The 23,454-nt window shown below is 40.1% G+C and carries 19 protein-coding genes; 7 read left to right on the plus strand and 12 right to left on the minus strand.

Annotated elements, in window-relative coordinates:
- Nucleotides 1-55: 55 nt before the first annotated feature.
- From rsgA to ACT29H_RS02975, 4 genes are all read right to left on the minus strand, one after another.
- Nucleotides 56-982, minus strand: a complete 927-nt coding sequence (gene rsgA, locus ACT29H_RS02960; RefSeq protein ID WP_444820103.1) for a ribosome small subunit-dependent GTPase A — start codon at nucleotides 980-982, stop codon at nucleotides 56-58.
- A gap of 138 nt (nucleotides 983-1,120) precedes the next feature.
- On the minus strand, nucleotides 1,121-1,798 hold the full coding sequence (locus tag ACT29H_RS02965) for a class I SAM-dependent methyltransferase (protein WP_444820104.1): 678 nt from the start codon (nucleotides 1,796-1,798) through the stop codon (nucleotides 1,121-1,123).
- Between the two features lie 3 nt (nucleotides 1,799-1,801).
- Entirely contained in the window at nucleotides 1,802-2,257 is a 456-nt protein-coding gene (locus ACT29H_RS02970; RefSeq protein WP_444820105.1) for a DUF4268 domain-containing protein, read from the minus strand.
- A 138-nt stretch (nucleotides 2,258-2,395) separates the two neighbouring features.
- Nucleotides 2,396-2,572, minus strand: a complete 177-nt coding sequence (locus ACT29H_RS02975) for a hypothetical protein (RefSeq protein WP_444820106.1) — start codon at nucleotides 2,570-2,572, stop codon at nucleotides 2,396-2,398.
- Nucleotides 2,573-2,822: 250 nt separating this feature from the next.
- Here ACT29H_RS02975 and ccsA point away from each other — a divergent pair, with 250 nt between their 5' ends.
- On the plus strand, nucleotides 2,823-5,546 hold the full coding sequence (gene ccsA / locus ACT29H_RS02980) for a cytochrome c biogenesis protein CcsA (RefSeq protein ID WP_444820107.1): 2,724 nt from the start codon (nucleotides 2,823-2,825) through the stop codon (nucleotides 5,544-5,546).
- Nucleotides 5,547-5,719: 173 nt separating this feature from the next.
- Complete coding sequence (amrS, locus tag ACT29H_RS02985; RefSeq protein WP_444820108.1) at nucleotides 5,720-6,730, plus strand: AmmeMemoRadiSam system radical SAM enzyme; 1,011 nt, start codon at nucleotides 5,720-5,722, stop codon at nucleotides 6,728-6,730.
- 31 nt (nucleotides 6,731-6,761) lie between these two features.
- Here amrS and ACT29H_RS02990 read toward each other — a convergent pair whose 3' ends face one another.
- Nucleotides 6,762-9,611, minus strand: a complete 2,850-nt coding sequence (locus tag ACT29H_RS02990) for a lamin tail domain-containing protein (protein WP_444820109.1) — start codon at nucleotides 9,609-9,611, stop codon at nucleotides 6,762-6,764.
- A gap of 363 nt (nucleotides 9,612-9,974) precedes the next feature.
- Here ACT29H_RS02990 and ACT29H_RS02995 point away from each other — a divergent pair, with 363 nt between their 5' ends.
- A complete protein-coding gene (locus ACT29H_RS02995; protein WP_444820110.1) occupies nucleotides 9,975-10,985 on the plus strand; it encodes an aspartate-semialdehyde dehydrogenase in 1,011 nt (336 codons plus the stop codon).
- Between the two features lie 22 nt (nucleotides 10,986-11,007).
- Nucleotides 11,008-11,205 (plus strand): hypothetical protein, encoded by a 198-nt coding sequence (locus tag ACT29H_RS03000; protein WP_444820111.1) that lies wholly within the window; start codon nucleotides 11,008-11,010, stop codon nucleotides 11,203-11,205.
- Here the strand turns inward: ACT29H_RS03000 and ACT29H_RS03005 are convergent.
- The 3 genes from ACT29H_RS03005 to ACT29H_RS03015 form a co-directional block, all read right to left on the minus strand.
- On the minus strand, nucleotides 11,199-11,918 hold the full coding sequence (locus ACT29H_RS03005) for a response regulator transcription factor (protein ID WP_444820112.1): 720 nt from the start codon (nucleotides 11,916-11,918) through the stop codon (nucleotides 11,199-11,201). The two genes, ACT29H_RS03000 and ACT29H_RS03005, sit on opposite strands and share 7 nt — an antisense overlap.
- A gap of 215 nt (nucleotides 11,919-12,133) precedes the next feature.
- Entirely contained in the window at nucleotides 12,134-12,841 is a 708-nt protein-coding gene (gene tsaB, locus ACT29H_RS03010) for a tRNA (adenosine(37)-N6)-threonylcarbamoyltransferase complex dimerization subunit type 1 TsaB (protein ID WP_444820113.1), read from the minus strand.
- A 282-nt stretch (nucleotides 12,842-13,123) separates the two neighbouring features.
- On the minus strand, nucleotides 13,124-15,082 hold the full coding sequence (locus ACT29H_RS03015; RefSeq protein WP_444820114.1) for an ATP-binding protein: 1,959 nt from the start codon (nucleotides 15,080-15,082) through the stop codon (nucleotides 13,124-13,126).
- A 250-nt stretch (nucleotides 15,083-15,332) separates the two neighbouring features.
- Here ACT29H_RS03015 and ACT29H_RS03020 point away from each other — a divergent pair, with 250 nt between their 5' ends.
- Nucleotides 15,333-16,043, plus strand: a complete 711-nt coding sequence (locus ACT29H_RS03020; RefSeq protein ID WP_444820115.1) for a hypothetical protein — start codon at nucleotides 15,333-15,335, stop codon at nucleotides 16,041-16,043.
- 241 nt (nucleotides 16,044-16,284) lie between these two features.
- A complete protein-coding gene (gene trpS / locus ACT29H_RS03025) occupies nucleotides 16,285-17,274 on the plus strand; it encodes a tryptophan--tRNA ligase (RefSeq protein WP_444820116.1) in 990 nt (329 codons plus the stop codon).
- Nucleotides 17,275-17,362: 88 nt separating this feature from the next.
- On the opposite strand, the gene ACT29H_RS03030 is transcribed toward trpS, so the two are convergent.
- Entirely contained in the window at nucleotides 17,363-18,112 is a 750-nt protein-coding gene (locus ACT29H_RS03030) for a LytR/AlgR family response regulator transcription factor (protein WP_444820117.1), read from the minus strand.
- A gap of 22 nt (nucleotides 18,113-18,134) precedes the next feature.
- Nucleotides 18,135-20,135: a tetratricopeptide repeat-containing sensor histidine kinase gene (locus ACT29H_RS03035; protein ID WP_444820118.1), complete on the minus strand. Its 2,001-nt coding sequence runs from the start codon at nucleotides 20,133-20,135 to the stop codon at nucleotides 18,135-18,137.
- Between the two features lie 244 nt (nucleotides 20,136-20,379).
- Here ACT29H_RS03035 and dusB point away from each other — a divergent pair, with 244 nt between their 5' ends.
- On the plus strand, nucleotides 20,380-21,396 hold the full coding sequence (gene dusB, locus ACT29H_RS03040) for a tRNA dihydrouridine synthase DusB (protein ID WP_444820119.1): 1,017 nt from the start codon (nucleotides 20,380-20,382) through the stop codon (nucleotides 21,394-21,396).
- Here the strand turns inward: dusB and ACT29H_RS03045 are convergent.
- Entirely contained in the window at nucleotides 21,372-22,610 is a 1,239-nt protein-coding gene (locus ACT29H_RS03045; RefSeq protein WP_444820120.1) for an ABC transporter permease, read from the minus strand. The genes dusB and ACT29H_RS03045 overlap by 25 nt on opposite strands.
- Nucleotides 22,607-23,437 (minus strand): class I SAM-dependent methyltransferase, encoded by an 831-nt coding sequence (locus ACT29H_RS03050; protein ID WP_444820121.1) that lies wholly within the window; start codon nucleotides 23,435-23,437, stop codon nucleotides 22,607-22,609. Before ACT29H_RS03050 ends, ACT29H_RS03045 begins: the two co-directional genes overlap by 4 nt.
- Nucleotides 23,438-23,454: the final 17 nt, after the last annotated feature.

The raw sequence follows: 23,454 nt of genomic DNA on the forward strand, positions 1-23,454 counted from the left end.
TCTAGCCACCAGAAGGAATGAAGCATTTTTCCTTATCCTGGGAAATAGACATAAATCATCTAAATTTCTCGTCCCGATTGAGAAAAATACTTACATAGCTATTGTAGCGAGTAGAGGCAATTTCTCCCTTTTCAACGGCATCTTTAACAGCACAACCAGGTTCATGAAGATGGGTACAATTATAATATCGACATTGAGAGGTGTATTTAAAAATTTCCCTAAAGAAGTGAGCCAATTCTTCTTTTTCTATATTAAACAATCCAAACCCTCGTATTCCGGGGGTATCGATAATATATCCCCCAAACCCCAGAGGATGCATTTCTGTAAAAGTGGTAGTGTGTCGTCCCGTTTTATGCGCCTCCGAAATTTTGGCCGTTTTTAAATTGAGAGAAGGTTCTACCCGATTGACAAGAGTACTTTTGCCAACGCCCGAATGTCCGGCCAACAGAGAAATTTTATCCTTCAACAGCTTTTTTACCGCATCAAAATCCCGATCCTGTTTGGCCGAGGTGGTCAGCACATTATATCCAATATTTTTATAGATCTTGATCGTTTCCATCAACTGATCTTTGTGGTAATGGTCATAACGATCAAGTTTATTGAAAATAATCGTGGTGGGAATGTCGTATGCCTCTGTAGTTGCAAGGAACCGATCAATAAAGACGGGTGTAGTAACCGGATAATTAATGGTCGCTACCAAAATAGCCTGATCAATATTAGCTGCCAGAATTTGTGTCTGCCGCGACAGGTTGGATGCTCGTCGGACAATAAAATTGCGTCGTTCCAGAATTTCTTTTATTACTCCAACCTGCATTTGTGGATCCAAAGAATACTTTACCCGATCTCCAACAGCAACAGGGTTCGTACTCTTAAGATCGTCCAAACGAAAACGTCCTTTTATTTTACACGACACTGGTTCTCCATCATCCGGTTGGACGAGATACCAGCTTCCTGTAGATTTTATGACAAGTCCTTCTTTCAAATAGTCCGATTTAAACACAAAACATTCAACAAATCATCAGACTCTTGGTTTCTGCCTGATTTTAGCAATCTAACTTATTGGAAATAACCGGAACAACCTCCGGGAAATTTTCCGTCCAAAAATACGGATTTATCAAATTTAATCACAAGAAAGTTTCCATTTATTTTGTTTTTCAGCCATTTTCTTTAAAATAATAACCCGGTCTCCATCATCCCACAACGGGGAAAAATTCCATTCCCGGCAGATATACTGAAAAGTATCCAAATGGGAAAAAATCACATGGGTATGGTCACGTATATAACTCCACTTTTCAAAATTCTCAGATCCCGAATGAAACCAGGTCATTATCGTCAGCAATCCGTCTAGCCTCAACAGATCACTAATGCGATTGATCTCAGACCTTGGATGGTGAAAATGCTCAAACGCTTCGGTACAGAAGATAAAATCAAAAGTACCTTGAGGCAACGAAGGCCAAAAAAGAGGGTCATAATTTTCACAATCCAACCCCTTATTTTTCAAGATCTGTGACAATACCGGTTCCGGTCCGCAGCCATAGTCCAACCCTCTCATTCCGGGTTTTAGCCAGACAAGAGAAGGAAGAACAGCTCTTTCAAGAAACCGGACATAACCAGATGCTTCTATTGAATTATTATGTTGAAGATATCTATTTATTTCTTCCTTTTTTGAAGGCAAATTGTCCTGATGAACATAGATCAGATGGCATTGGCCACATTTATAAAAAGTCCTTTCCCGAAATTCAGCTATAGGCTGGGTCGCATCACAAATTGAATTACACAACGGGCAGACTTGTCTCATCCTTTAAGAATACTTTAAATAGTCTTTAACTTCCAAGAAGGCTTTTTCGAGTCGAATCATTTTATCGATCATGAATTTGTGAATCTCCGGCCAGGTTTCTTTAATATAAATATCTCCGGGACGTTCCACAAAAATGCGGCACACTTCACGACCGTTATCTTTGGTATAAGCAAAATCCCATATCAATGGTTCGCCAAAATGTTCTTCGAAAAGCGTTTTGGCCGCTTCCAATTTTTCATAGAGAGCCAAACGTTTCGTCTCATCTTTTATATTAATCTCCAATGCAACGATGATCTTTTCCCTGCCAACATCAAATCGCAAATCAAGTCCTTTGATTCCGGTATTGTCCAAAACCCATGATCGTTTCCTTCCTTTTTGGCCCGGCAATCTTCTCGTACGGTTGGAAAGCTTTTGCCAAAACTCAAGACGCAATGCTTTGGCTTCTTCTTTTGAAAACATATTCGAATCAGAATAGAATTAAATATAACAGTCTACCGCTGCAGCTATTTTATCTCAAAAATCACGACAAGTTCCAGATTCGGTAAAATCTTTGGGGAAAGAAATATTTACCCGGCTATGTTTATGGCCGTTCCGTCTTTACTCTTCTTTTTCCTTCTCGTCTTTGCTTGTTGTTAGCAATAGGTACAACAAATAAATGATTCCCGTTCCCATCAGGCCAATGGCAATACGCTCCATAACAATTGAGCCACCATGAATCATTCCAAATCCTGCAACCACAAACAAAACTGCAATTATGCCCAATTTAGTTTTCATAGTAAGGTCTAATATTTAGTTGTCAATGGGGCCACAATTTCGGACCTCCCTGTACATTAATTGACAAAGATAGTAAAAACCTATGGCTTAATAATTTTCCCTAAATTCTAAAAGCAGAGCTAATTTTAACAATGGCATGCCATTAATTTTCCTCCTCTGATGACAAAATTCTATTAAAGTCATTATTTTAGCCACTCAAAGCATACTTGTCAGGTTAACCGCCCAACATTAAATTAATTTGAAAACAATTATGGAACGGATTGTCAAACTTCTCACTTCCCGGCAACTAATGGGTGTTCTTTTCTTCATTTTGGCAACAGTTCTGGCCGTGGCCACTTTCCTCGAAAACGACTTTGGTTACCGGGCGGCCAGAGCTATGGTTTACAACACTTGGTGGTTCGAGCTCATATTCGTCCTGATGGGAATTAATATGTTTGGCAATCTCTTCAACTTTAATCTTTGGCGGTGGGAAAAAGCACCCGTATTACTCTTCCATTGCGCCTTCTTTATCATTATTGCAGGAGCTGCGATCACCCGATATACCGGCTATGAAGGGAAAATGCACATCCGCGAAGGAAAATCTTCAGAAACCATTCTTACTGTTAATGAATACGTATCGGTGGAAATCAACGACCGATCCGGAACAAAGATGTTACACAAACCGGTGTTTCTTTCTGCCAAAACGCCAAAGCAATATTCGGAGAGTATAAAAATCAACGGGAAAAAGTACTGTCTTAAAAGTACCTCCTATATACCTCATTCTGCAATGGCCGCACCATCCGAACAACAAGCCGGGCAAATACCGGATGTGATCACTTTTATCCTCTCCGACGGGAAACAATCCCAAACCATACATGTGGCCGGTCGACCAGGTGAAATTGGAAAACCAAAGTCAGTAGTCCTAAATAACGGAACCATTCAAATTCGCTACGGAGCCCTCCCTCTGGAGCTCCCTTTTGCTCTACACCTCAACAAATTTGAGCTGGAACGCTATCCGGGATCAGAAAGTCCTTCCTCCTATGCCAGTGAGGTCACCGTTATTGACCCCCAAAACCAGATAAAAAAAGATTACCGCATCTTCATGAATAACATTCTAAATTACAGAGGTTTCCGATTTTATCAATCGTCCTATGATCCGGATGAAAAAGGAACCATTCTTTCTGTTAACCATGACTTTGCCGGAACCTTTGTCACCTATCTGGGGTATATACTATTAAGCATCAGCATGATCTGGTCTCTATTTGCACCTCACACTCGATTCCGCCAATTGCTGAGAAAAACCAACAATCTTTACAAACAAAAAACATATTGGATCGCCCTGCTTATCTTGGTGTCTGCTTTACCTGCATTTGGGAACGAGATGCCTCCCCGCCCTGACTCGAAAGTGGCAACAGCTGTCGGAAAACTATGGGTTCAAGACAAAGGAGGAAGAATAAAACCACTCAACACATTACATCAGGACATCATGATTAAGCTGGTCAAACATAATTCTTTCAATGGTTTTAGTCCGGACCAAATGTTATTGGGAATCCTCATCTATCCGGACAAATGGGGGAAGGTACCGATCATCACCGTTAAACACCCGCAACTAAAAAAACTATTGGGCATTAAAGGTCGAAAAGCTTCATTCAATGATTTTTTTTCATCCGACCAGATATACAAAATTCATCAACATGTAAATGCCGCCTACAGGAAAAATCCTGCAGAAAGAAATAAGCTGGAACAGGAATTGATAAAAGTGGACGAACAAGTCAATGTCTTTTATCTGGCTAAATCAGCAAGCCTGCTCCGAATATTTCCTGTGAACAACAATCCTGATGAACCGTGGTTGTCTCCTACAGCCCATTTGTCAAACCTGACAAATGGAAACAGTCTGATTGCAAAACAGATGATATCGTCCATTATTGAATCGGTCAGAAACGACAATAACAATGAAGCGATCAAATTAGTGCATGACCTAAAAACATGGCAAAGCCAAAAAGCCGGTCATCTAATTCCCTCTGATACCAAGATGAGAGCGGAGCTTCTTTACAACAAATTGAACATCTTTATGTGGCTGGCCACATTCTTCTTTGTGCTGGGCGTTATTCTCGTTACATTCCATATTACCGTACTGATATACCCTTCCCTTATGAAAAAGTGGATTAAGGACCTCTCAATAACATTGATTATGGCTGGCTTTACGTATCATTCATTGGGGCTTGCCCTCCGGTGGTATGTATCAGGTCATGCCCCTTGGTCCAACGGATATGAATCGATGCTATTAATCGCATGGGTATTATTGCTGGCAGGTTTGCTGTTTAGTCGCCATTCCCCCCTAGTGTTGTCAGTTACGGCCCTCTTCGCCGGAATTGTACTAATGGTTTCACACCTGAGCTGGATGAACCCCGAAATAACCAACCTGGTCCCAGTCCTGAAATCCTATTGGCTCACCCTGCATGTAGCAGTGATTATTGGCGGCTATGGTTTTCTGACTCTCGGGGCATTGCTTGGTTTCATGAATCTTTTCCTTACTGCCCTTCAATCCCGTACCACCAGAAAGCGCATAAAAGCAACCATTACCGAATTAACAGCCATCAATGAAATGTCATTGATTGTTGGGTTATATCTAATGACCATCGGATCCTTTCTTGGCGGAATCTGGGCCAATGAATCATGGGGCCGTTACTGGGGGTGGGATCCGAAAGAAACTTGGTCACTCATCACCATTCTGATCTATGCTTTTGTAATACATATGCGTCTTATACCTGGTCTTCGTGGAACTCTGGCTTTTAACACAGCTTCTCTACTAGCCTTTGCATCGGTTATTATGACTTACCTCGGGGTCAACTATTACCTCACAGGGATGCATTCATATGCTTCAGGTGATGCCTTACCAATTCCCACCGCGGTATACTATTCGGTGGTTGTAGTTACTGTAATGATCATTTTTGCTTTTAGAAAAGAGTCGGCATTTAATCACGAAATAAAATAAGACGCCTTATTCTTATTACATGAGTTTGACAAAGACCGAACGTTAATCGTAATTTTAGATGACTTTTAGTTGAAAAAAGAACCGATTAGAACAGCCACTTAATATTTCCGGCTCATCTTTTTTCATGCCTCAATCAAGCCATAGGCAAGATGAGATGTGTTATCGTTTGTATCATGAAAGAAGCTCTTTTGTATCATAAATCGGATAAAAAAAGTGTAAAGTGTCATCTTTGCGCCCATCGCTGCACAATAACACCTGGGAATACAGGGATTTGCAAAGTACGGAAAAATATTGACGGCACTCTTTTCTCCTTGGTTTATGGACGTTCAATCGCCAATCATATTGACCCCATTGAAAAAAAGCCACTGTATCATTTTTATCCCGGATCAAAAACATTATCTATTGGGACTTCCGGGTGCAATTTTCAATGCTCTTTTTGTCAAAATTGTGAAATTTCACAGGTCGGAGATGAGCAATTTGTCAATCAGGGGTCGTTGGCAACTCCGGAAGAAATTGTAAAAGAAGCGCTACAGGCTGGCTGCAAAAGCATTGCCTACACTTACAATGAACCCACCATATTTTATGAATACGCCTATGATATTGCCGAAATAGCCCGACAACAAGGAATAAAAAACATATTTGTCTCCAATGGATTTATGACAGAAGAGATGCTTGACCAGATCATTCCCCGGCTTGATGCCATCAACATTGACCTTAAAGCCTTTAAAAACGAGACATATCAACACCTGACGGGAGGTCGCCTCCATCCTGTATTGGAATCATTACAGAAAATTGCCGCAAGCGGGATCTGGCTGGAAGTAACCACTCTTATCATTCCAGGCATAAATGACAGCCCTCAAGAATTACAAAACATGGCCAAATTTATTGCTCAAGAGCTTGGCACAAATATTCCCTGGCATATTAGCAGGTTTTTCCCTGCTTATAAGCTAAAAGATATCCCCCCCACACCTATGGAAACTTTATTCATGGCCCACGAAACAGGGCTAAAAGCAGGTCTAAACTATATTTACCTAGGTAATATTCCGAATGGTGAATATCAGAACACCAGATGTCCCAAATGCAAGGCCTTATTAATTGAACGAATAGGATATCGAATCATTTCCTCCCATTTAGAAAATAGACTTTGTCCTAATTGTAAAACCCCGATTGCAATCACCCTATAAATTCTTAATTGTCAACAATTACAAAAACCAATCATTTACTACTGGTCCCCAGAACAAAACTATCTTTATATTCTCGAACGTTTCCGGACAGATCATAGATTTTGCACCAGACGATATAAATTCCTGGTGATGCTAAAGAATGGTCATCGGAGATACCATCCCATGTGATCCTGCCGGAGGTACTTAAGGTTCGATTATTGACCAGAAGTTTTACCTGCCGACCTTCTGCATCAAAAATTATAAATGTGCCTTTAGTCACTGGACTTTCAACGGAATATGAAATAACTAACAGGTCATCCATACCATCCATGTCAGGAGTAAAAATTTCCGGAGATATTTGAAACAATTGTTTTGTTGCTTTCCTGGCATCACTAACAAACTGAGAATTAATGGCCGTGGGGGTTCCATATCCTGTAATTGACGATGCCGAATGCCATGACTCTCCTCTATTGGTATCCACATCGTATGCGATGCGTTCAAGCGCTACACCCTTGGTTTCAGTTAGTAGCTCAAAATGCATTTTAGGAGAATAATCAAAACGATCTATCACCTCTCCATTGAGCTGAGTCAAAAACACAGTTCCGCCATCTGCCAGAAAATTGGGGAAATTGTACAGATCTATTAAATAATCCTCGTTTTCACAGAAAAAATTACTTTTCACCCAGGTTGCATCTTCTGTAAAGCACAAGTGTCTCCCCGGAAGAAACCAGCGTAACCGGTCTGATAGAGGAATCAGCTCTTCAGGTCCATCACCATCGCCATTTCTTGCCAAACAAATACTGTTAAGAGCCGCAATATGATCCGAGCGATTGTACAATTCCACATAGTCAGAGCCATCAACAGGAGGATCAAACAACAACTCATTGATTACTATATCCAAGCTATCTATTGAACCCGGAAGCCCGAAAAAAAGAGATGAAAGCCCAGAATATTTATTCCCTGCCAAATCAGTAATTTCGGAAGGAATCACCAACTCTTCAACCTTATGAGGGATTAATCGATTCTTAAATTCAATTTTAACCTCCTCAAAATATACTGAGTCTAAAACAATCCCGGCAATTGTGGAACTTGAGGACAAAAGATGAAAATCGGAGACTTTGAAACTGCTGCTATCCAATTGTTCAGAAAACTTCAGCATTAAAACCGTATCTCCTACAAGCCAGGCATCCTCTAGAGAGGGTGACGTCATATCGGGGTTAAAACCTGCGACGGAGTTAGGCTCGCCGGGCGTACCCCCTTTCTCGTTGTCGGAGTAGGCCCAGTTGAAAATGTCGCCTGAAAGATTATCGGGATCGATCACTTCCATTGACCATCCTCCCTTTTGCTTAAACTCTTTTCCCTCCAATGTCTCAGGATAACGGAATGCTGCCACAACCTTCCCCGACGGGCTAAATAATGCCAGCTCACCCCCTGAATTGGTCAGCGCATTCCACTTGTCCGGAACCACCAACCCGGGGAAATAAAACTCGTCACTTTGGGAAAGCACAACATACTCACCTGGATAAAGCATGTAAGCATCTAAAACGACCCTTTTTCCGTTCACACTCAATATCATATTCTTCAAATTAACAGGCAATTCCGATCTATTATATAATTCAATGTATTCAACCTCCGGCAACAATACAGATGGAATGGGATCATGCATTATTTCAGAAAAAACAAGGTCAAAAGGAGATGCCTCGTGATAATAAAGTGAGTAAGGGCCACTGGGTATCACATCACCATTGGACAATTCCAGTTCTTCAATAAAACAGATCACCTCCACAGCATCCTTAATGGGATGGTTTAGCCGGAGATGATAATCTCCTTTTCCCAGATCGACAACCTCTTCAACCTGAATATCGGCATCTTTAAAATTAAAATGATGCGACTGCAGTAATCCACTGGGTAAGATCTGATTAAAAGAAATAAAAAGATCAAAATAACTCTCAACAAAGAAGTTGGTGACTTTCGGTGAAATATAAGAAAACGAAAGAATGGTATCCTCCATACACAGCCCGCCGTTGTTACACCAGCCCGAAATAATCAGCTGTCCTTCTTCCTTGTCCGGAAGCATTTCGGTTAACGCAACTTTTACAGAAGAAGAATCTTGCTCATAAAAGACATCTTCAACCTTAGGCAATTCAAACCCCACCCCATAAATTTGAGGGGTAGAAGCAAATTGTGAAACCTTATCCGAAAACTCAATGAGCAGATTATGGCCATTTATGACCTGAAGAGAGGTGATTTGAAGTGGCAATAAACGGTTAAAGGGTTCTCCATTTACAACAATTTGTCGAACTACAAATTTATCCGATCTGGTTTTTGTGTAGTGGCAACTAAGCCCGAACCAGAGTGCCCGAAATCCAAAGCTGCTAAAAGTCTCTCCCTGCGCCAACCAGCCATCTCCGATATTTGCCTCCATTGTCCAATCCCCCCCCTTTGTTCGGGATACTCGGACTGTCAAGTCCACAGAACTCATATCCAATAATTTTTCAGTCCCTTCAATCAGCAGTCGATCTTCACCATTTGATCGCTCCCAAAGAGAAATATTATCCTTAGAGGTACCAATCACCAAGTAAAAACCATTTTCAAAACTATCTGCCCCATCTGTAGCCAAATAGATTTTCATATAATTATTTGATGAAGGGTTAAAGTCAAGGGACACACCTATTTCCCATTCGGCATCCTCAAGCGATTCTGAAGGATAAAAAAGGAAGGCCTCCCCGGCTTCTTCAGGCGCATTCAATTGAAGCGTACCTTCAACGGAATTCTTCACAAAAAGTGTAGTATCACCTATCCAACCTTCCGGATAAGTATCAAAAATAACAGAAGAAAAAGCGGTGGAACTTAAATGATACAATCCCACAAAAAATAAAAAGTAATAAACAACTACTCTCATTTGATTAGGGTTTATTACTAAAAACTATTAATTTTGTAACAATTGAAAAGTACAGACCTTAGTTCAAGGTCTAAAGAGTAAAAAAAGGGTGTCTAATACACCATTAGAAATGTTGGATCTGTTAAAAGTTTCAATCCGAAATTGTATTGCCGGGTCTTTTACAATTTGTATCCAACGCCGGTTACAAATTAAATAAATATTTTCAAAAAAATAAAGGAGTCACCTACCTAGGGCGGGGACTCGCCACCTGATAAGTTCTTGGTTCATAACATTACCTCCAAAATATTAGGTGGGAAATAGGGAAAATAACAAATCAAGTATACGAGTTCCATAGTACCATTAACAAAGAATAATTAAAAACTTATGAAAATTGCGATTGTAGGAGCCAGTGGAGCTGTAGGACAGGAATTTTTAAACATTCTGGGAAAAAGAGATTTTCCCATGGATGAGCTCGTGCTTTTCGGATCCTCCCGAAGTGCCGGTAAGAAATTCCCTTTCAGGGGCAAAGAACTGGAAGTTAAAGAGCTTCGTCACAATGACGATTTTAAGGATATTGACATTGCACTGACCAGTGCTGGTGCAAGCACCTCTAAAGAGTATGCCGAAACGATCACCAAATATGGTGCTATCATGATCGACAATTCAAGTGCCTTCCGGATGGATGACGATGTACCGTTGGTGGTACCCGAAGTCAATGCCTCTGACTGTGCCAATTGTCCACGGAGAATCATTGCCAACCCCAATTGCACGACAATTCAGATGGTGGTGGCACTTAAAGCAATTGAAGATGTTTCTCATATTCGTCGAGTACATGTTGCAACCTATCAGGCAGCGAGTGGGGCAGGCGCAACGGGCATGGCCGAATTGGAAGAGCAGTTCCGTCAGATTGTAAAGGGTGAAAAACCGACGGTTCAGAAATTTGTTCACCAACTGGCCATGAACATTATTCCTCAGGTGGATGTATTTACGGATAATGGATATACTAAAGAGGAAATGAAGATGTTCAATGAGACCCGAAAAATAATGCATTCTGATGTAGAGGTAAGTGCCATGTGTGTCAGAATTCCTATCTTAAGGGCTCATTCCGAAGCCATTTGGGTAGAAACCGAACGGACGGTTACTGTTGAGGAGGCAAGAGACGCCTTCGCCCGAACAAACGGAATAAAAATACTAGACGATCCGGAGCACCACGAATATCCCATGCCATTGTATTTGTCGGGAAAAGACGAAGTTTATGTGGGGCGAATCCGGGCTGACCTGGCCAATCCAAATGGTCTAACATTTTGGGTTGTAGCTGATCAAATTCGGAAAGGGGCTGCCATGAACGCAGTTCAGATTGCAGAATATATGATCAGAGAGGGATTGGTACAATAACCCTTTTTTTATCTAAATTATAATGAAACGAGCATGCCAAACCATCGATTGGATCATGCTCGTTTCATTTTCTTGGATTGATACCGTCGCAGCCATACTATCGCGATTAATGATTAAGTTCTGTGAAACCATTATTCTCATCATTAAAAATTTCCCCGTAAACGCTAAAAGTCAGCATCGCTCTCTGATCAATGGTAAAAATCCCCTCCAAAATTACTGATCTACCGGATCATTGCTCTCATCCTTCAGAACATACCCAATTGTAGGAATATTTTCAATTTTTATTCGGGGGTCGCTTTTCAGATAACGTCTTAACTTACTGATAAAAACATCCAGACTCCGTCCGTGGAAATAATCTACATCCCCCCATAGCTGCTTCAATATTTCATCGCGTTTCACCAACTGATTTTTTCGACCACAAAGCATTCGCAACACTTCGCATTCGCGACGGGTGAGCCGCTGCACCCTGCCACTGCGCTTCAATAGCTGATGATTGAAATCAAATGAAAAGCCCCCCAAAGAAAAAACCAGATTGATTTCTGCTAAAGAAGCAGACAGTTGCATTCGACGTTTTATCGCCCGAATTCTCCAGACCAACTCTTCTGAATCAAAAGGTTTCACCAGATAGTCATCAATTCCCAAATCAAAAGCTTTTCGTTTATCCTCTTTCCGGCTCAGACTACTTATAATAATAATAGGAATGGATTGATCCCTTCTTCTAATCCTCTGAGCAAGTGTATATCCATCAATGCCTGGCAAAACAATATCAAAAATACAGAAATTGAATTGACCATTGCAAAAGGTCTCAAAACCCTGATTGCCTTCATCGCAATATTCCACACGATGTCCTGACGTGCTTAACAACTCTTTTAATTCTGATCCCAAAGAGGGATCTTCTTCCACCAGCAGAATATTTAGCAAAGGATACTTCATCAATCCTTTAAACAAGGAATAATGGTGAAGGGTTTAATAATAATTTTTCTGGCAATAGTATAAATGGAATAATGACCGTAATGAAGACACGCCTTTTTCACCCTTTTGTTGCTAAATTATTTCTTTTTCAGCGCAAAAAATCAAACCACCAATACTTTAGCCTATTCTAAAGTTAACACCCTAAATTAAGCTTGCCCCTTCAATGATCAGTCATCTCAAAGGACTTTCCTCTTGGGAGTGGTAGCAATAAAGTCTTTCAAATAAAAAGGTTCAAAATAGGCCACATCTTCAAATCGTCTACGTAGCCAGGAATCATTCGCCATGGTTGCCATGTTGCGGGCCAAAGGACCTTCATCGTCCAAAAAAACAGCGTTGCTATGCCCCAAAGAATCCTTACACTTACCAGCGCCATTACCAAAGAAGAATACTTTTCGCTGTTCCAAAATATCCTGATAACTATTTTGATCAATAATATCGGCAGAAGTATTTCTTTGCTGAACCATGTTTTGATCGAACATTGCAGTATAAACTTCCATACGACGTGCATCGATCATTGGGCAGTACCAAGGATCAGATTCTGAATCATCTACCACACGCTGCTGAACTACCGGCCAGGCCAATATAGCAAGGGATGAAACAGCGATCAAAGGCTTATCCATAGCAAAGCAGATACCTTTAGCTGTAGATACACCAATCCGCAGGCCGGTGTATGATCCAGGACCAGAACTAACTGCCACAGCATCAATATCACTAATATCAGGAATAACAGCAGAATCATTAAACAAATCCTGAATGAGCAACGTGAGTTGAGTGGCGTGTGAATTCCCTTCATTATTCTGCCGTGCGGCAATAACTTCTCCGTCTTTTACCAATGCTGTTGAGCAAACTGAGGTAGAGGTTTCGATACAAAGTATATACGCCATCTGAATTATTTTCCGCAAAAATAACTAAAGCCCCTAAAGATTAAAATTTAAGCCTCATCAATTTTAAAAGAAATCGATGCAAGGCTGAAACGACTGATGCTTCTATTTACTACCAATCGTGAATAACTACAGTCGAAAAAAATACTTAATAAAGAAATGCCTTACTATCTTTCTAAATTCAAGAACAAAAAATCCAAAAATAATACTACACACGTTAATTTTGGCGATCGCATAAAAATGTACCTTATTGATTTAAATAAGCAACAAGTTGGTTTATATCATCTATTTCTGCGTTACAGGAATGGTGAAAAAGAAAGAAGCTCCATGTCCGGGAGTCGATTCCACCCAAATTCTACCTCCCATTAATTCAACAAGACTTTTACTAATAGAAAGCCCAAGACCAGTACCTTTTTTTTGTGAAGCTCCGGTAGTCGGAACCTGGCCAAAACGCTCGAATATAATATGGTGATGAGCAGGCTCAATACCGATTCCATCATCGATGACAAAAAATCTAATAAAATCACCCATCGGCTCAAACCCGAATTCAATAAATCCTCCCTGTTGAGTAAATTTAAAGGCATTACCAATCAAATTGTTAAATATCTGTGTTATTCTTCCTCCATCGGCCACGACAAAATGCTCCTCATCAGGTAAGCGATATTGAAGATTGACGGATTTTTGTTTCGCTTCAATACTAAAGAATCTGGCCAGATCGACGACTAACCGGTTCAGATTAATTCTGTCGGGGAGCAAATGAATCTGTCTCGTTTCAAGTTGGGAGATTTCAAGCACGTCATCGATTATAGAAAGCAATTGGTGACCACTGCTAACAATGGTATTTATGTAACTCTCCTTTTCTTCCTTTTGGAGATTTTCGTTCCTGAGCAATTCCGAAAAACCAATAATCCCATTCATCGGAGTACGGATTTCGTGGCTCAAATTGGCCAAAAACGCAGATTTCAGACGATCACTCTCTTCGGCTTGTTCTTTTGCTTTAATTAATTCTTGTTCAACTTTTCGCTCGTAAGTAACATTGCGTATAATGACCATAACCCTCTCTTCATCCACAAATACCATACGGGCCTCAAAAATTCCACTACCATTATTATCAGACAATTCATACTCATAAGTTTCGACACTTTTGTGTGCCATCACTTGGTTTATCTTGTCAAGAGTAAGGGTTGCAATCTGTGGGGGTAATACTTTTTCAACTGGCTGATCAACAAATGCTTCGGGTGGAACATACAATGAACTGACGCTCTCTGCATGGTAATCCTTTATGATCCCCTGTTTATCGAAAACAAGTATAAGGTCCGGAATTACTGAGAGCAAACCGGTCAGTCTGGCTTGATTGTATTGGGCAACCTCTACGGCTTCGCGAAGGTTATCAATCAGCTCTTTCTGATGTGTCACGTCGGCTAAGGTCCCAAACACCTTATAAGGCTTCCCGTTTTTAAAAACCATTATTCCACATGACCTGTAATATTTTAATTTTCGTTCTTTAGAATATACCCGGAATTCATCTTTCCACTCTTCTTTTTTAGCAAGTTTTTCTTTCCAGAAATGCAGGATACGTTCCCTATCATCAAGATAAACCATATCAATAAACTCACTAAAATTACGCGGTGCAGGATTGAACTTCTCGAACACCTCTTCTCGTCCATACCATTTCATGACATCGGAAAAGGGATCCCACTCAAAAATAATATCACTGGCATGTGTTGCAACAATCCGGAAACGCTCTTCACTTTCGCGAAGCATTTCTTCTGCTTTTTTCCGGTCGGTAATGTCCCGTCCCAGAACAACAATACCTTTTCTATTTCCCGATTTATCGAATACAGGGTTTTTAATAATATCATAAACCCGATACGCGCCATTGACCAACGGGATGATCTCCTCCGACATAACCGTATCTTTCTTTCTCCACGCCTCCCGATCTGTCTCCATACATTGATCAAAGACCTCGGCAAGTTCAGGCACCATTTCCTTTAATTGCTCGTCACTCTTCATTAAAAAATTCTTACCCTCTAAGCGAAAAAGTTTCTTGGAAGATTCATTGGCTTCAATCCATCGTCCTTTTGCATCTTTAAAACAAATAATATCAGGGGTAGCATTAATGAGTACCTGAAAGCGCTCCCTATTCTCCACCAAATCACGAAGAGTACGTATACGATCGGAATAGTTCCAAGTCAGCCCAAGGCTCCATGCTATTTTTCGGGAAATTTTATTAATCCGAACCATTTCTAAAACAGTTTCTCCACAATACCCTGTCGGATTAAATCCAACAATTAAACAGAAGCTAAAATTAATCAAATAAGAGATCAATATTGTACCTACTTTTCTCAAATTTGAGGAAAGGCGCCAATATTTTGGTCAAACGTAAAAGACTCCTGCCCAAATACGATATCGACAATTTCCATTTTCGGCACAAAAATTGATGTTAAAAAAAATTAAATTCCAAAATTTCAACCAACCTTAAAAGTTATTAATTATGAAAAACCTATCCTTTCTTCTTACTTTATTAGGAATAATTATTTCTCTTAATTCATGTAATGATGAAGAAACAGCCTTCAGTGCTTATGGCGACGTTGTCGTTTTTAGTCGCTACTCGGAATCCGGCCCCATCGAATTTGCAACAGCCTATTATGTTTATGGGAACAAATCCATGCAGGATGTCATTGTAACAACACCCAACGGGAATCAAAAAGCGTTGAATCCCTATGAAGGATATTCTTCCACCTTCCTTATAGAGCCTGCAGACGAAGATTACTCGACAGTTCCTCCTACACCCGGGACCTACAAATTCCAAATACGAACCAGCAGCAATGAAACAGATTCGATATCAGATATTTTAACTAGCAGCAGTTTTGTATCCCCTGTTAACATTAGTGATTTCAGCCTCGAAAACAACACTCTGTCAGCAGAATGGAGCGAACCATCCAACGCAGAAGCCTATCGGGTTCGTGTACTTAAATTAACCGATGATTCTGAAATCGTATATTATGCTTCCAACTTATTCTCGAGCACATCATTTGAACTCAATTATGCAAGTAACTATGTCAAGTATCAGGGAAATCTGCCTGAGGAAGGAGAAGAGTTAATCTTTGAGGTGTTGGCATATCAATTTGAAGAAGACTTTGTTGGAGATCTCTACAATATCGAATCTATAAGCTCTGCCCGCTCCCAAATCACCTGGAACTGACACGCATGACGTTAAAAATACAATAAGTCATTCCTCAGATAAAGGATCTCTCAAAATTTCAATATAGAATTCAAATTTTTTTAGTACAAAACTAAACCCAGGAATTTCAAAACTAAACAAATTCTGTTTTGACAATTTCTGGGTTTTAAGCTCCCGGCTATTCTCTACATTGTATTACACCTTATTTTTACTATTTTTGTTTCCGTTTTAGAAGAATAGATTTCAGATTAGAAAAGACGATATGGAAACTGTAGTAAGTGGGATTCGACCAACAGGAAATCTCCATTTGGGGAATTATTTTGGTGCTTTAAAGAACTTCCTGAAAATGCAGGAAAATTATAATTGCTTCTTTTTTATTGCCGATTATCATTCATTGACGACGCATCCGCATCCCAATGACTTGCATGGAAATGTCAAACAAGTATTGGCCGAATACCTTGCTTCAGGTCTTGATCCGGAAAAAGCAACTATTTACATTCAAAGCGACTTACCGGAAGTAGCAGAGCTTACTCTTTTGCTTAATATGAATGCCTATCTTGGAGAGTTGGAACGAACCACCTCATTCAAAGATAAAGCTAGAAAACAACCTGACAACATCAATGCAGGTTTGCTGACCTATCCTGTACTTATGGCTTCCGATATTCTTATTCACCAGGCTGCCAAAGTTCCTGTCGGAAAAGATCAGGAACAACATTTGGAAATGACCCGGAAATTTGCAAACCGATTTAACCGCATTTATGAAGTAGACTATTTCACCATTCCACAACCCTTTAATTTTGGTGAATCTCTAATCAAAATTCCAGGGCTTGACGGTTCAGGGAAAATGGGCAAATCGGAAGGAAATGGTATCTTTTTGGCAGATGAACCAGGAGCAATCCGGAAAAAAGTTATGAAAGCTGTCACAGACAGTGGTCCAACCATTCCCAATTCTCCCATTAGTGAACCCATTCAAAACCTCTTTACCATCATGGAAGTGGTATCGAAGCCTGAAGTATTACATCAATTCAAGGAGGATTATGCCAACTGCTCTATCAGATATGGCGATTTAAAGAAAAAACTGGCAGAAGACATAATTGCTTTTACTACTCCAATACGTGAAAAAATCAATGCGATCTCAAAGGATAATGCATATTTAAGGAAAGTGGCAGATCAAGGGCGCGAAAAAGCTCATGAGAGTGCTTCTAAGACCATCAAGGAAGTTCGAGAAATCATTGGGTTTAAGCCGTTTTAACCGGCAAAAATAATGACAAATTTGCCAGCGAAGTTTCATTTACTAAAAATTGTGGTATAACAATTTCGGAATTTGGATGCAGGTTAAATTATTCAATCTGTAAAAACCGTTGCTTAATAAGGTGACATTTCCGAGGATCTATTGGCAATTCTGCATCATAACCTTTTATCAAGATACTGGAAGATTCTTCATTCACTCTTTCTATCTTACTAAGGTTGACTACATACAGAGGATGACAACGAAAAAAACCATACTTTGCGAACATTTGTTCATAATGACGCAAAGGGCGTGACACAAAAAATTCATCTCCCTTTCCCGCATGAACTACACATCCTCCTGCCACAGCTTCACCAAAAAGGATGGAATTAAGAGGCACTGCCCGGCTAGAATTATCGGTAGGGAATACCACCATCCGAGCCGAAGCCGGCAAATTAGTATTGGACAATAATATTTCCATTCTGGATTGATAATCGCTTTCATCCATGGCATCATTAGCTTTATCTATGGCAAAAACCAATTCGGAAAGATCAAAAGGTTTTAATACATAACTGGCCGCTGAAAACCGAACTGCTTCAACAAGAAAATCTTCTTGCCCGGACAAAAAAACCACTTTAAAATCAAAAATTTCTACTTTTCGGAGAAGATCAAAGGCAGTTCCGTCTGGTAACCCGATATCAAGAAGAACCAAATCGGGAGAATGAGCTTTAATAGAAGCCTGGGCTTCAGCAACAGTTGTTACCCCCTGCAACAGGTGAAAATCTGGAAAATGTTGCAAGATCACCTTCCTGATAATTTTCTGCATAAGAGGCTCATCTTCAACAATTAATATTTTTCTCATAATTTATGATTCTATTCTGGATCTAAATCTTTTCTGTAATGATCTTTTTTTGAAAATTTTTCTGCTGCTTTTTGGGGTGATTCTCAACTTCAACTACCGGGAGAGTAATCCGAACCAAAGTCCCCCGATCAAAAGGATTAATCTGCTTCTTATCCATTATTACCAGATCCGTGCTTTTGCCCGAATCTCTTCTTAACATATCTAGTCTTTCCCGCGTTATTTTAATCGCCATAGACTCATGACCTTTTTCCTTTTCGCTGGCTTTCTTGGAAGCATCAATTCCAATTCCGTTATCACCAACCTCAACAATCATCTTTTCTCCCTCCCGAATGAACTTCACCGATATATAGCCATCAGTTCCGGAAGGTCTTATGCCATGCTCTATGGCATTTTCTATAAAAGGTTGGGTCAACATGGGAGGCACCATTACTTTAGCGTCATCCAGGGTCTCATCTACATTTAGGATATAATCGAATGCTTCAGAAAAACGTAATCGCTGAAGCTCCAGATAATAACCTAAAATTTCGGTTTCCTCTTTCAACGATATGTAATCATGGGTAGAGCTCCTCAAGACCAATCGCATTAATCTGGCAAAATCAGTTAAAAAACGGGAGGATTTTTCAATATCATGCTCAAGGATATAGACCTGAATAGCACTAAGAGCATTGAAAATAAAGTGAGGGTTCATCTGTGAGCGAAGCAGCCGCTGTTGGTGCCTAACATTTTTATACCGGTGTCTCAGTTGTGATTGTCGAACCAACATGATTATTGCAAACGAGACTGCCCCTACCAGAATCAATGCAAGGGTCAAAAAGAATCGTTGTCGATCAAGTTCCGCTTTTTGTTGAAGGGTCTGTTTATTCAATTCGTCAATGCGCTTCCGCTGCCTTTCGGATTCAAAAACTGCCTCCTGAGTAGCCAGATGATTTATGTTTTTCTCATTTATAATGCTATCATTATAGATGGCAGACATCTTAAAATAGTCTAGTGCTGCGGAATATTGCCCCCTCATCTCACACAATTCCGATAAAAGCTGGGTTGTTTCCTCCATCTGAAACAATGACCCTATTTCTCTGGCCACATTTAGCCCCTTAATTAAATGACTCTCTGCCAAATCCATATCCCCTATCTGAATATACGTCTCTCCAATTTTGGTATGACTAATCGCTACTTGCATCAAATCGCCCAGATCTTCATTCAGATGTAATGCTTTTTCTAAATATTCCAGGGCTTTAAACGGCCTTCCCTGCTGCAAATAAGCTCCCCCTATGCTATTAAAACAGATCGATTGCCCAACTTCGCTTCCGATTTGATAATTATAATCAAGAGATGAAAAAAAATGAAACAATGCGGAGTCGACATGTCCCAATTTTAATAACGATTCTCCTAAATTGTTATGGTTAATGGCTAGGCCCAATTTGTTATTCAGCCTCTGGGCTAGATCTAACGAACGCTTGAAATATTCCATTGAAGTAACGAACCGATTCAAATTGAAATTAACATTTCCAATACTATTATAGGCCGCACTAATCAATAAGGAATCACCCGTTTCTTTTGCCAGCGTAAGAGCCTTTACATGCATTTCCAATGCGGTGGGATTATCATCTATCCGTCTATACACCACCCCTAACTGATTATAGACTTCCCCCAACAGTTGTTTATCTCCGTTTTTGGTCGCCAAAGCAAGAGCCTTCTGATGATATTTCATGGCATTCCCATACTGTGCCAGATTACGATATCGTTTCCCCAGAAGATTATAGATTCTAGCTAATTGATTATTATTCTCATTTTTACTGGCAATATCCATGGCTTCGGAAAGATAATCATCAGGAACATCCACATGCAATCCACCGCGTCCATAAACGCTCATGGACCGCTCTATTAACCGTTCAACTATAACAGAATCGGTCCCCACCAAATCTAAATCCTCTCCTCTTACTATGCCGCTTTCCTTGACAATCTCATTTCGACATGATATAAGTAGAAAAAAAAGAAGGATTAACAATCCCGGCCTTTTCTGCATAAGATTTTTTTTTGAAATGACAATAATTAAGCTCTATTCCTTTACAGTTTAATAAAAGCTTCCTGTTTAAATTGCGTTTTATTTAAATAACCAATTCTTCAATATTATTCTCGGAACGCATCCGAAGAATAGAAAGGAGCACAAAGCAGTAGATGCAGACAAATTTTATTTCTGGAAAGTTAAAGAATTTTTGGTCCTATTTGCCAGACCTGCATTGATTTTTTTGATGAAGGCTTATCTTTGCATGCTAAAAGTTACGGTGGTGAAGATAGGTAATATTGAACTAAGGAACGAGGCACTCCTGTTAGCCCCAATGGAGGATGTGACCGATAAAATTTTCAGGCGTCTTTGCAAAAACTATGGTGCAGACTTAATGTATACAGAGTTTGTTTCGGCCGATGCCCTTATTCGGGAGGTCGATAAAACGCTGAAAAAAATGGAGATTAATGATGATGAGCGACCTACCGGAATTCAGATTTATGGAAAAGATGAAGAGGCCATGGTGGAGGCTGCACGTATTGCAGAAGAAGCAAATCCCGATTTGATTGATATTAATTTTGGTTGTCCGGTAAAAAAAATTGCATCCAAAGGGGCTGGAGCAGGTTTGCTTCGCGATATTCCCAAAATGATTTCCATAACCCGTTCCGTTGTAAAAGCAGTTAAAAAACCTGTAACAGTAAAAACCAGGCTTGGATGGGATGAATCCTCCAAAAATATTGTCGAAATTGCTGAACAACTTCAAGATACAGGAATTCAAGCACTCACCATTCATGGGCGAACCAGATCACAAATGTATTCGGGGGAAGCTGACTGGACCCTCATAGGTCAGGTTAAAAACAATCCCAGAATGACCATTCCAATTATTGGAAACGGTGATATTACCAATCCCATAAAAGCCCGACAATATTTCGACAAATTTGGGGTCGATGCATTAATGATTGGAAGAGGGGCCATCGGTCGCCCTTGGATATTCAAAGAAGTCAGACATTTTTTTGAAACAGGTGAATTATTGCCATCTCTGTCTATTTCTGATCATGTTGAAATTATCAAAGAATTTGTTCACCAGTTAGTAGGTTGGCTGGGAGAAAGAAAAGGTATATTACATTCAAGAAGGCATTTGGCTGTCACCTTTAAAGGACTGGATCATTTCCGACCTCTTCGAATCAAAATGCTCCGAACCGAAAGTATTGAAGAGCTCGATTCAGTGCTGAATGAAATCAAAGAAAAATGGGCAAATCATTCATCTCCCCGTCCAGAATAATAACCTTTGACTATAACCCTTACGGGATACCAGGCTGCCACTAGGCCTATCAGGGAAACACTAACACATACCAAAACAAGATCAGTCCATTGTAGTTCTACAGGATAAGCATTGACAATAAATGTTCCGTGATCACTAAATCGGATCAACCCAAATTGTTGTTGAAGCCAAACCAAAAAAGTACCCAATAAACCACCGATTATTACACCTACCAATGATATCATCCATCCCTCAGTCAGGAATATTTTATTGATTAAAGATCGACCTGCGCCCATGCTTCTCAAGGTGCCAATACTCTCCTTCTTCTCATAAATAAGCAGAGACAAAGTACCAATAACATTAAAAAATGCTATAACCAGAATAAACAATAGGATAAGGTAGGCCATTAGCTTCTCCACCTGCATCAATTTATAAAAAGTTGCATGTTGCTCGTGCCTATCTAGCACAAGAAAATCATTTCCCACAAGTTGCTGCAAAGCGGCCTTAACCCTATCTATTTCATATTCTGGTTTAATGGAAATCCCTAATGAAGACACCATTTGGTCACCATAATCAAAAAGTCGACGTGCTTGGTCAATATTAATAATAAGATATTTTGAATCATATTCAAGTTGTCGCACGGCAAAAATTCCAGAAGGATTAAGATACTCTTTATTAAAAGAAAGATCGGGGCGCATCATATCTATTTTCCCCTTACGTCTTGGTGCGTACATCACCAAAGGCTTAATGAAGTTTAGACGAAGCCCCAATTGATCGCTCAACGCATAACCTACCACACCGTAATTTTGGTTTTGATATCTAAGCTGATACTTCCCCTCTATAATGATGGTATCAATACCGGAAACACCGACAAAATTGTCGTCAACTCCCATTACGGTGGCAGGCACCTGACGTTTATCGGAACGTAGCAAGGCCTGATCCTCCAAAGCACAAGAAACCAGATCAACCCCATTCCTGGTCTTCAACTCTTCAAAAGGGATTGAATCAAGAGAAAATACCTTGCCATCTACCGGAACGACTTTCAATGAAGGATCAAATGAGCCATAGAGAGAGCCTATCAATCCGTGAAGACCATTAAATACCGACAGTACTACCACCAGTGACATTGACCCTACTAAAACGCCTGAAACAGAAATCATCGATATTACGTTGATGATGTTCTGTGACTTTTTAGCAAACAAGTATCGTAATGCAATTCGTATTGCCAGCTTCATTGATTTGCCTTTGATTTATATGCTTTTACCAAAAGTCCCGTTCCGGCCGAATGATTCGTTCTTACATCAATGAAATTCAAAACATAACAAAATGGCCACACCACCATATAGTAAAGCGGAAGAAACAGAAAGAACAATTTACTCTTATTAAGGATCATTATCGGATATTTCATAGACCATTTCCATGATATATGTCCTGGCTTACCATAAGTATATCTCGCCTTAATCCGATCAAACCCTGCTAACGAAAGCTTTCGGGTTATATCTTCAATGCTGTATCCATCTCTAACGTGTTCATCAATAAAACCATTGACCTCATCCCCATGTTCATGCGCATCTGACCCTCCTTTATCCGAGGGTGTCGAAATCAGCAGCATACCACCGGAGACGAGACTCTCATAAAAATTCCGGAACACCTTTTGATCCTCTTCAATATGTTCCATCACATCGACCGACAAAATAAGATTATACTTCGATGTTTCAACAAATTGGGTTAAATCAGCCATTTTGAATTTAACCTGACGCCCTTTACCCAGAATCTTAAAAAAACGATTACAATCCTCTACCTGTTCTTCTTTCACATCAACCCCGGTTATGCTAAAGTCGCCACCCAAACGTGACATGAACCAGGTGTATTGCCCAAAACCCGAGCCCGCATCAAGAATTTCCGCTTCATCGCCTTGTTTCTCTGCCCACTCTCGTAATTCTCTTCTTATAAACCAAGACCGAAGTAGCAACAAATTCAACAACCGATAAAACAAAAGACGTAAAAAAGGGGTGGCATTAAAGATTCGGCCCAAAGACCGTTTTATGGGGTCGTATTGCATATCATCATAAATTAGAA

The organism is Thermophagus sp. OGC60D27 (assembly GCF_052400625.1).
GTDB lineage: Bacteria > Bacteroidota > Bacteroidia > Bacteroidales > Marinilabiliaceae > Thermophagus.

Coding starts and splice junctions, on each gene's coding strand:
- ACT29H_RS02965 (WP_444820104.1), bottom strand. CDS start 1,798: ATGAGACAAGTCTGCCCGTTGTGTAATTCAATTTGTGATGCGACCCAG.
- ACT29H_RS02970 (WP_444820105.1), bottom strand. CDS start 2,257: ATGTTTTCAAAAGAAGAAGCCAAAGCATTGCGTCTTGAGTTTTGGCAA.
- ACT29H_RS02975 (WP_444820106.1), bottom strand. CDS start 2,572: ATGAAAACTAAATTGGGCATAATTGCAGTTTTGTTTGTGGTTGCAGGA.
- ccsA (WP_444820107.1), top strand. CDS start 2,823: ATGGAACGGATTGTCAAACTTCTCACTTCCCGGCAACTAATGGGTGTT.
- amrS (WP_444820108.1), top strand. CDS start 5,720: ATGAAAGAAGCTCTTTTGTATCATAAATCGGATAAAAAAAGTGTAAAG.
- ACT29H_RS02990 (WP_444820109.1), bottom strand. CDS start 9,611: ATGAGAGTAGTTGTTTATTACTTTTTATTTTTTGTGGGATTGTATCAT.
- ACT29H_RS02995 (WP_444820110.1), top strand. CDS start 9,975: ATGAAAATTGCGATTGTAGGAGCCAGTGGAGCTGTAGGACAGGAATTT.
- ACT29H_RS03000 (WP_444820111.1), top strand. CDS start 11,008: ATGAAACGAGCATGCCAAACCATCGATTGGATCATGCTCGTTTCATTT.
- ACT29H_RS03005 (WP_444820112.1), bottom strand. CDS start 11,918: ATGAAGTATCCTTTGCTAAATATTCTGCTGGTGGAAGAAGATCCCTCT.
- tsaB (WP_444820113.1), bottom strand. CDS start 12,841: ATGGCGTATATACTTTGTATCGAAACCTCTACCTCAGTTTGCTCAACA.
- ACT29H_RS03015 (WP_444820114.1), bottom strand. CDS start 15,082: ATGGTTCGGATTAATAAAATTTCCCGAAAAATAGCATGGAGCCTTGGG.
- ACT29H_RS03020 (WP_444820115.1), top strand. CDS start 15,333: ATGAAAAACCTATCCTTTCTTCTTACTTTATTAGGAATAATTATTTCT.
- trpS (WP_444820116.1), top strand. CDS start 16,285: ATGGAAACTGTAGTAAGTGGGATTCGACCAACAGGAAATCTCCATTTG.
- ACT29H_RS03030 (WP_444820117.1), bottom strand. CDS start 18,112: ATGAGAAAAATATTAATTGTTGAAGATGAGCCTCTTATGCAGAAAATT.
- ACT29H_RS03035 (WP_444820118.1), bottom strand. CDS start 20,135: ATGCAGAAAAGGCCGGGATTGTTAATCCTTCTTTTTTTTCTACTTATA.
- dusB (WP_444820119.1), top strand. CDS start 20,380: ATGCTAAAAGTTACGGTGGTGAAGATAGGTAATATTGAACTAAGGAAC.
- ACT29H_RS03045 (WP_444820120.1), bottom strand. CDS start 22,610: ATGAAGCTGGCAATACGAATTGCATTACGATACTTGTTTGCTAAAAAG.
- ACT29H_RS03050 (WP_444820121.1), bottom strand. CDS start 23,437: ATGCAATACGACCCCATAAAACGGTCTTTGGGCCGAATCTTTAATGCC.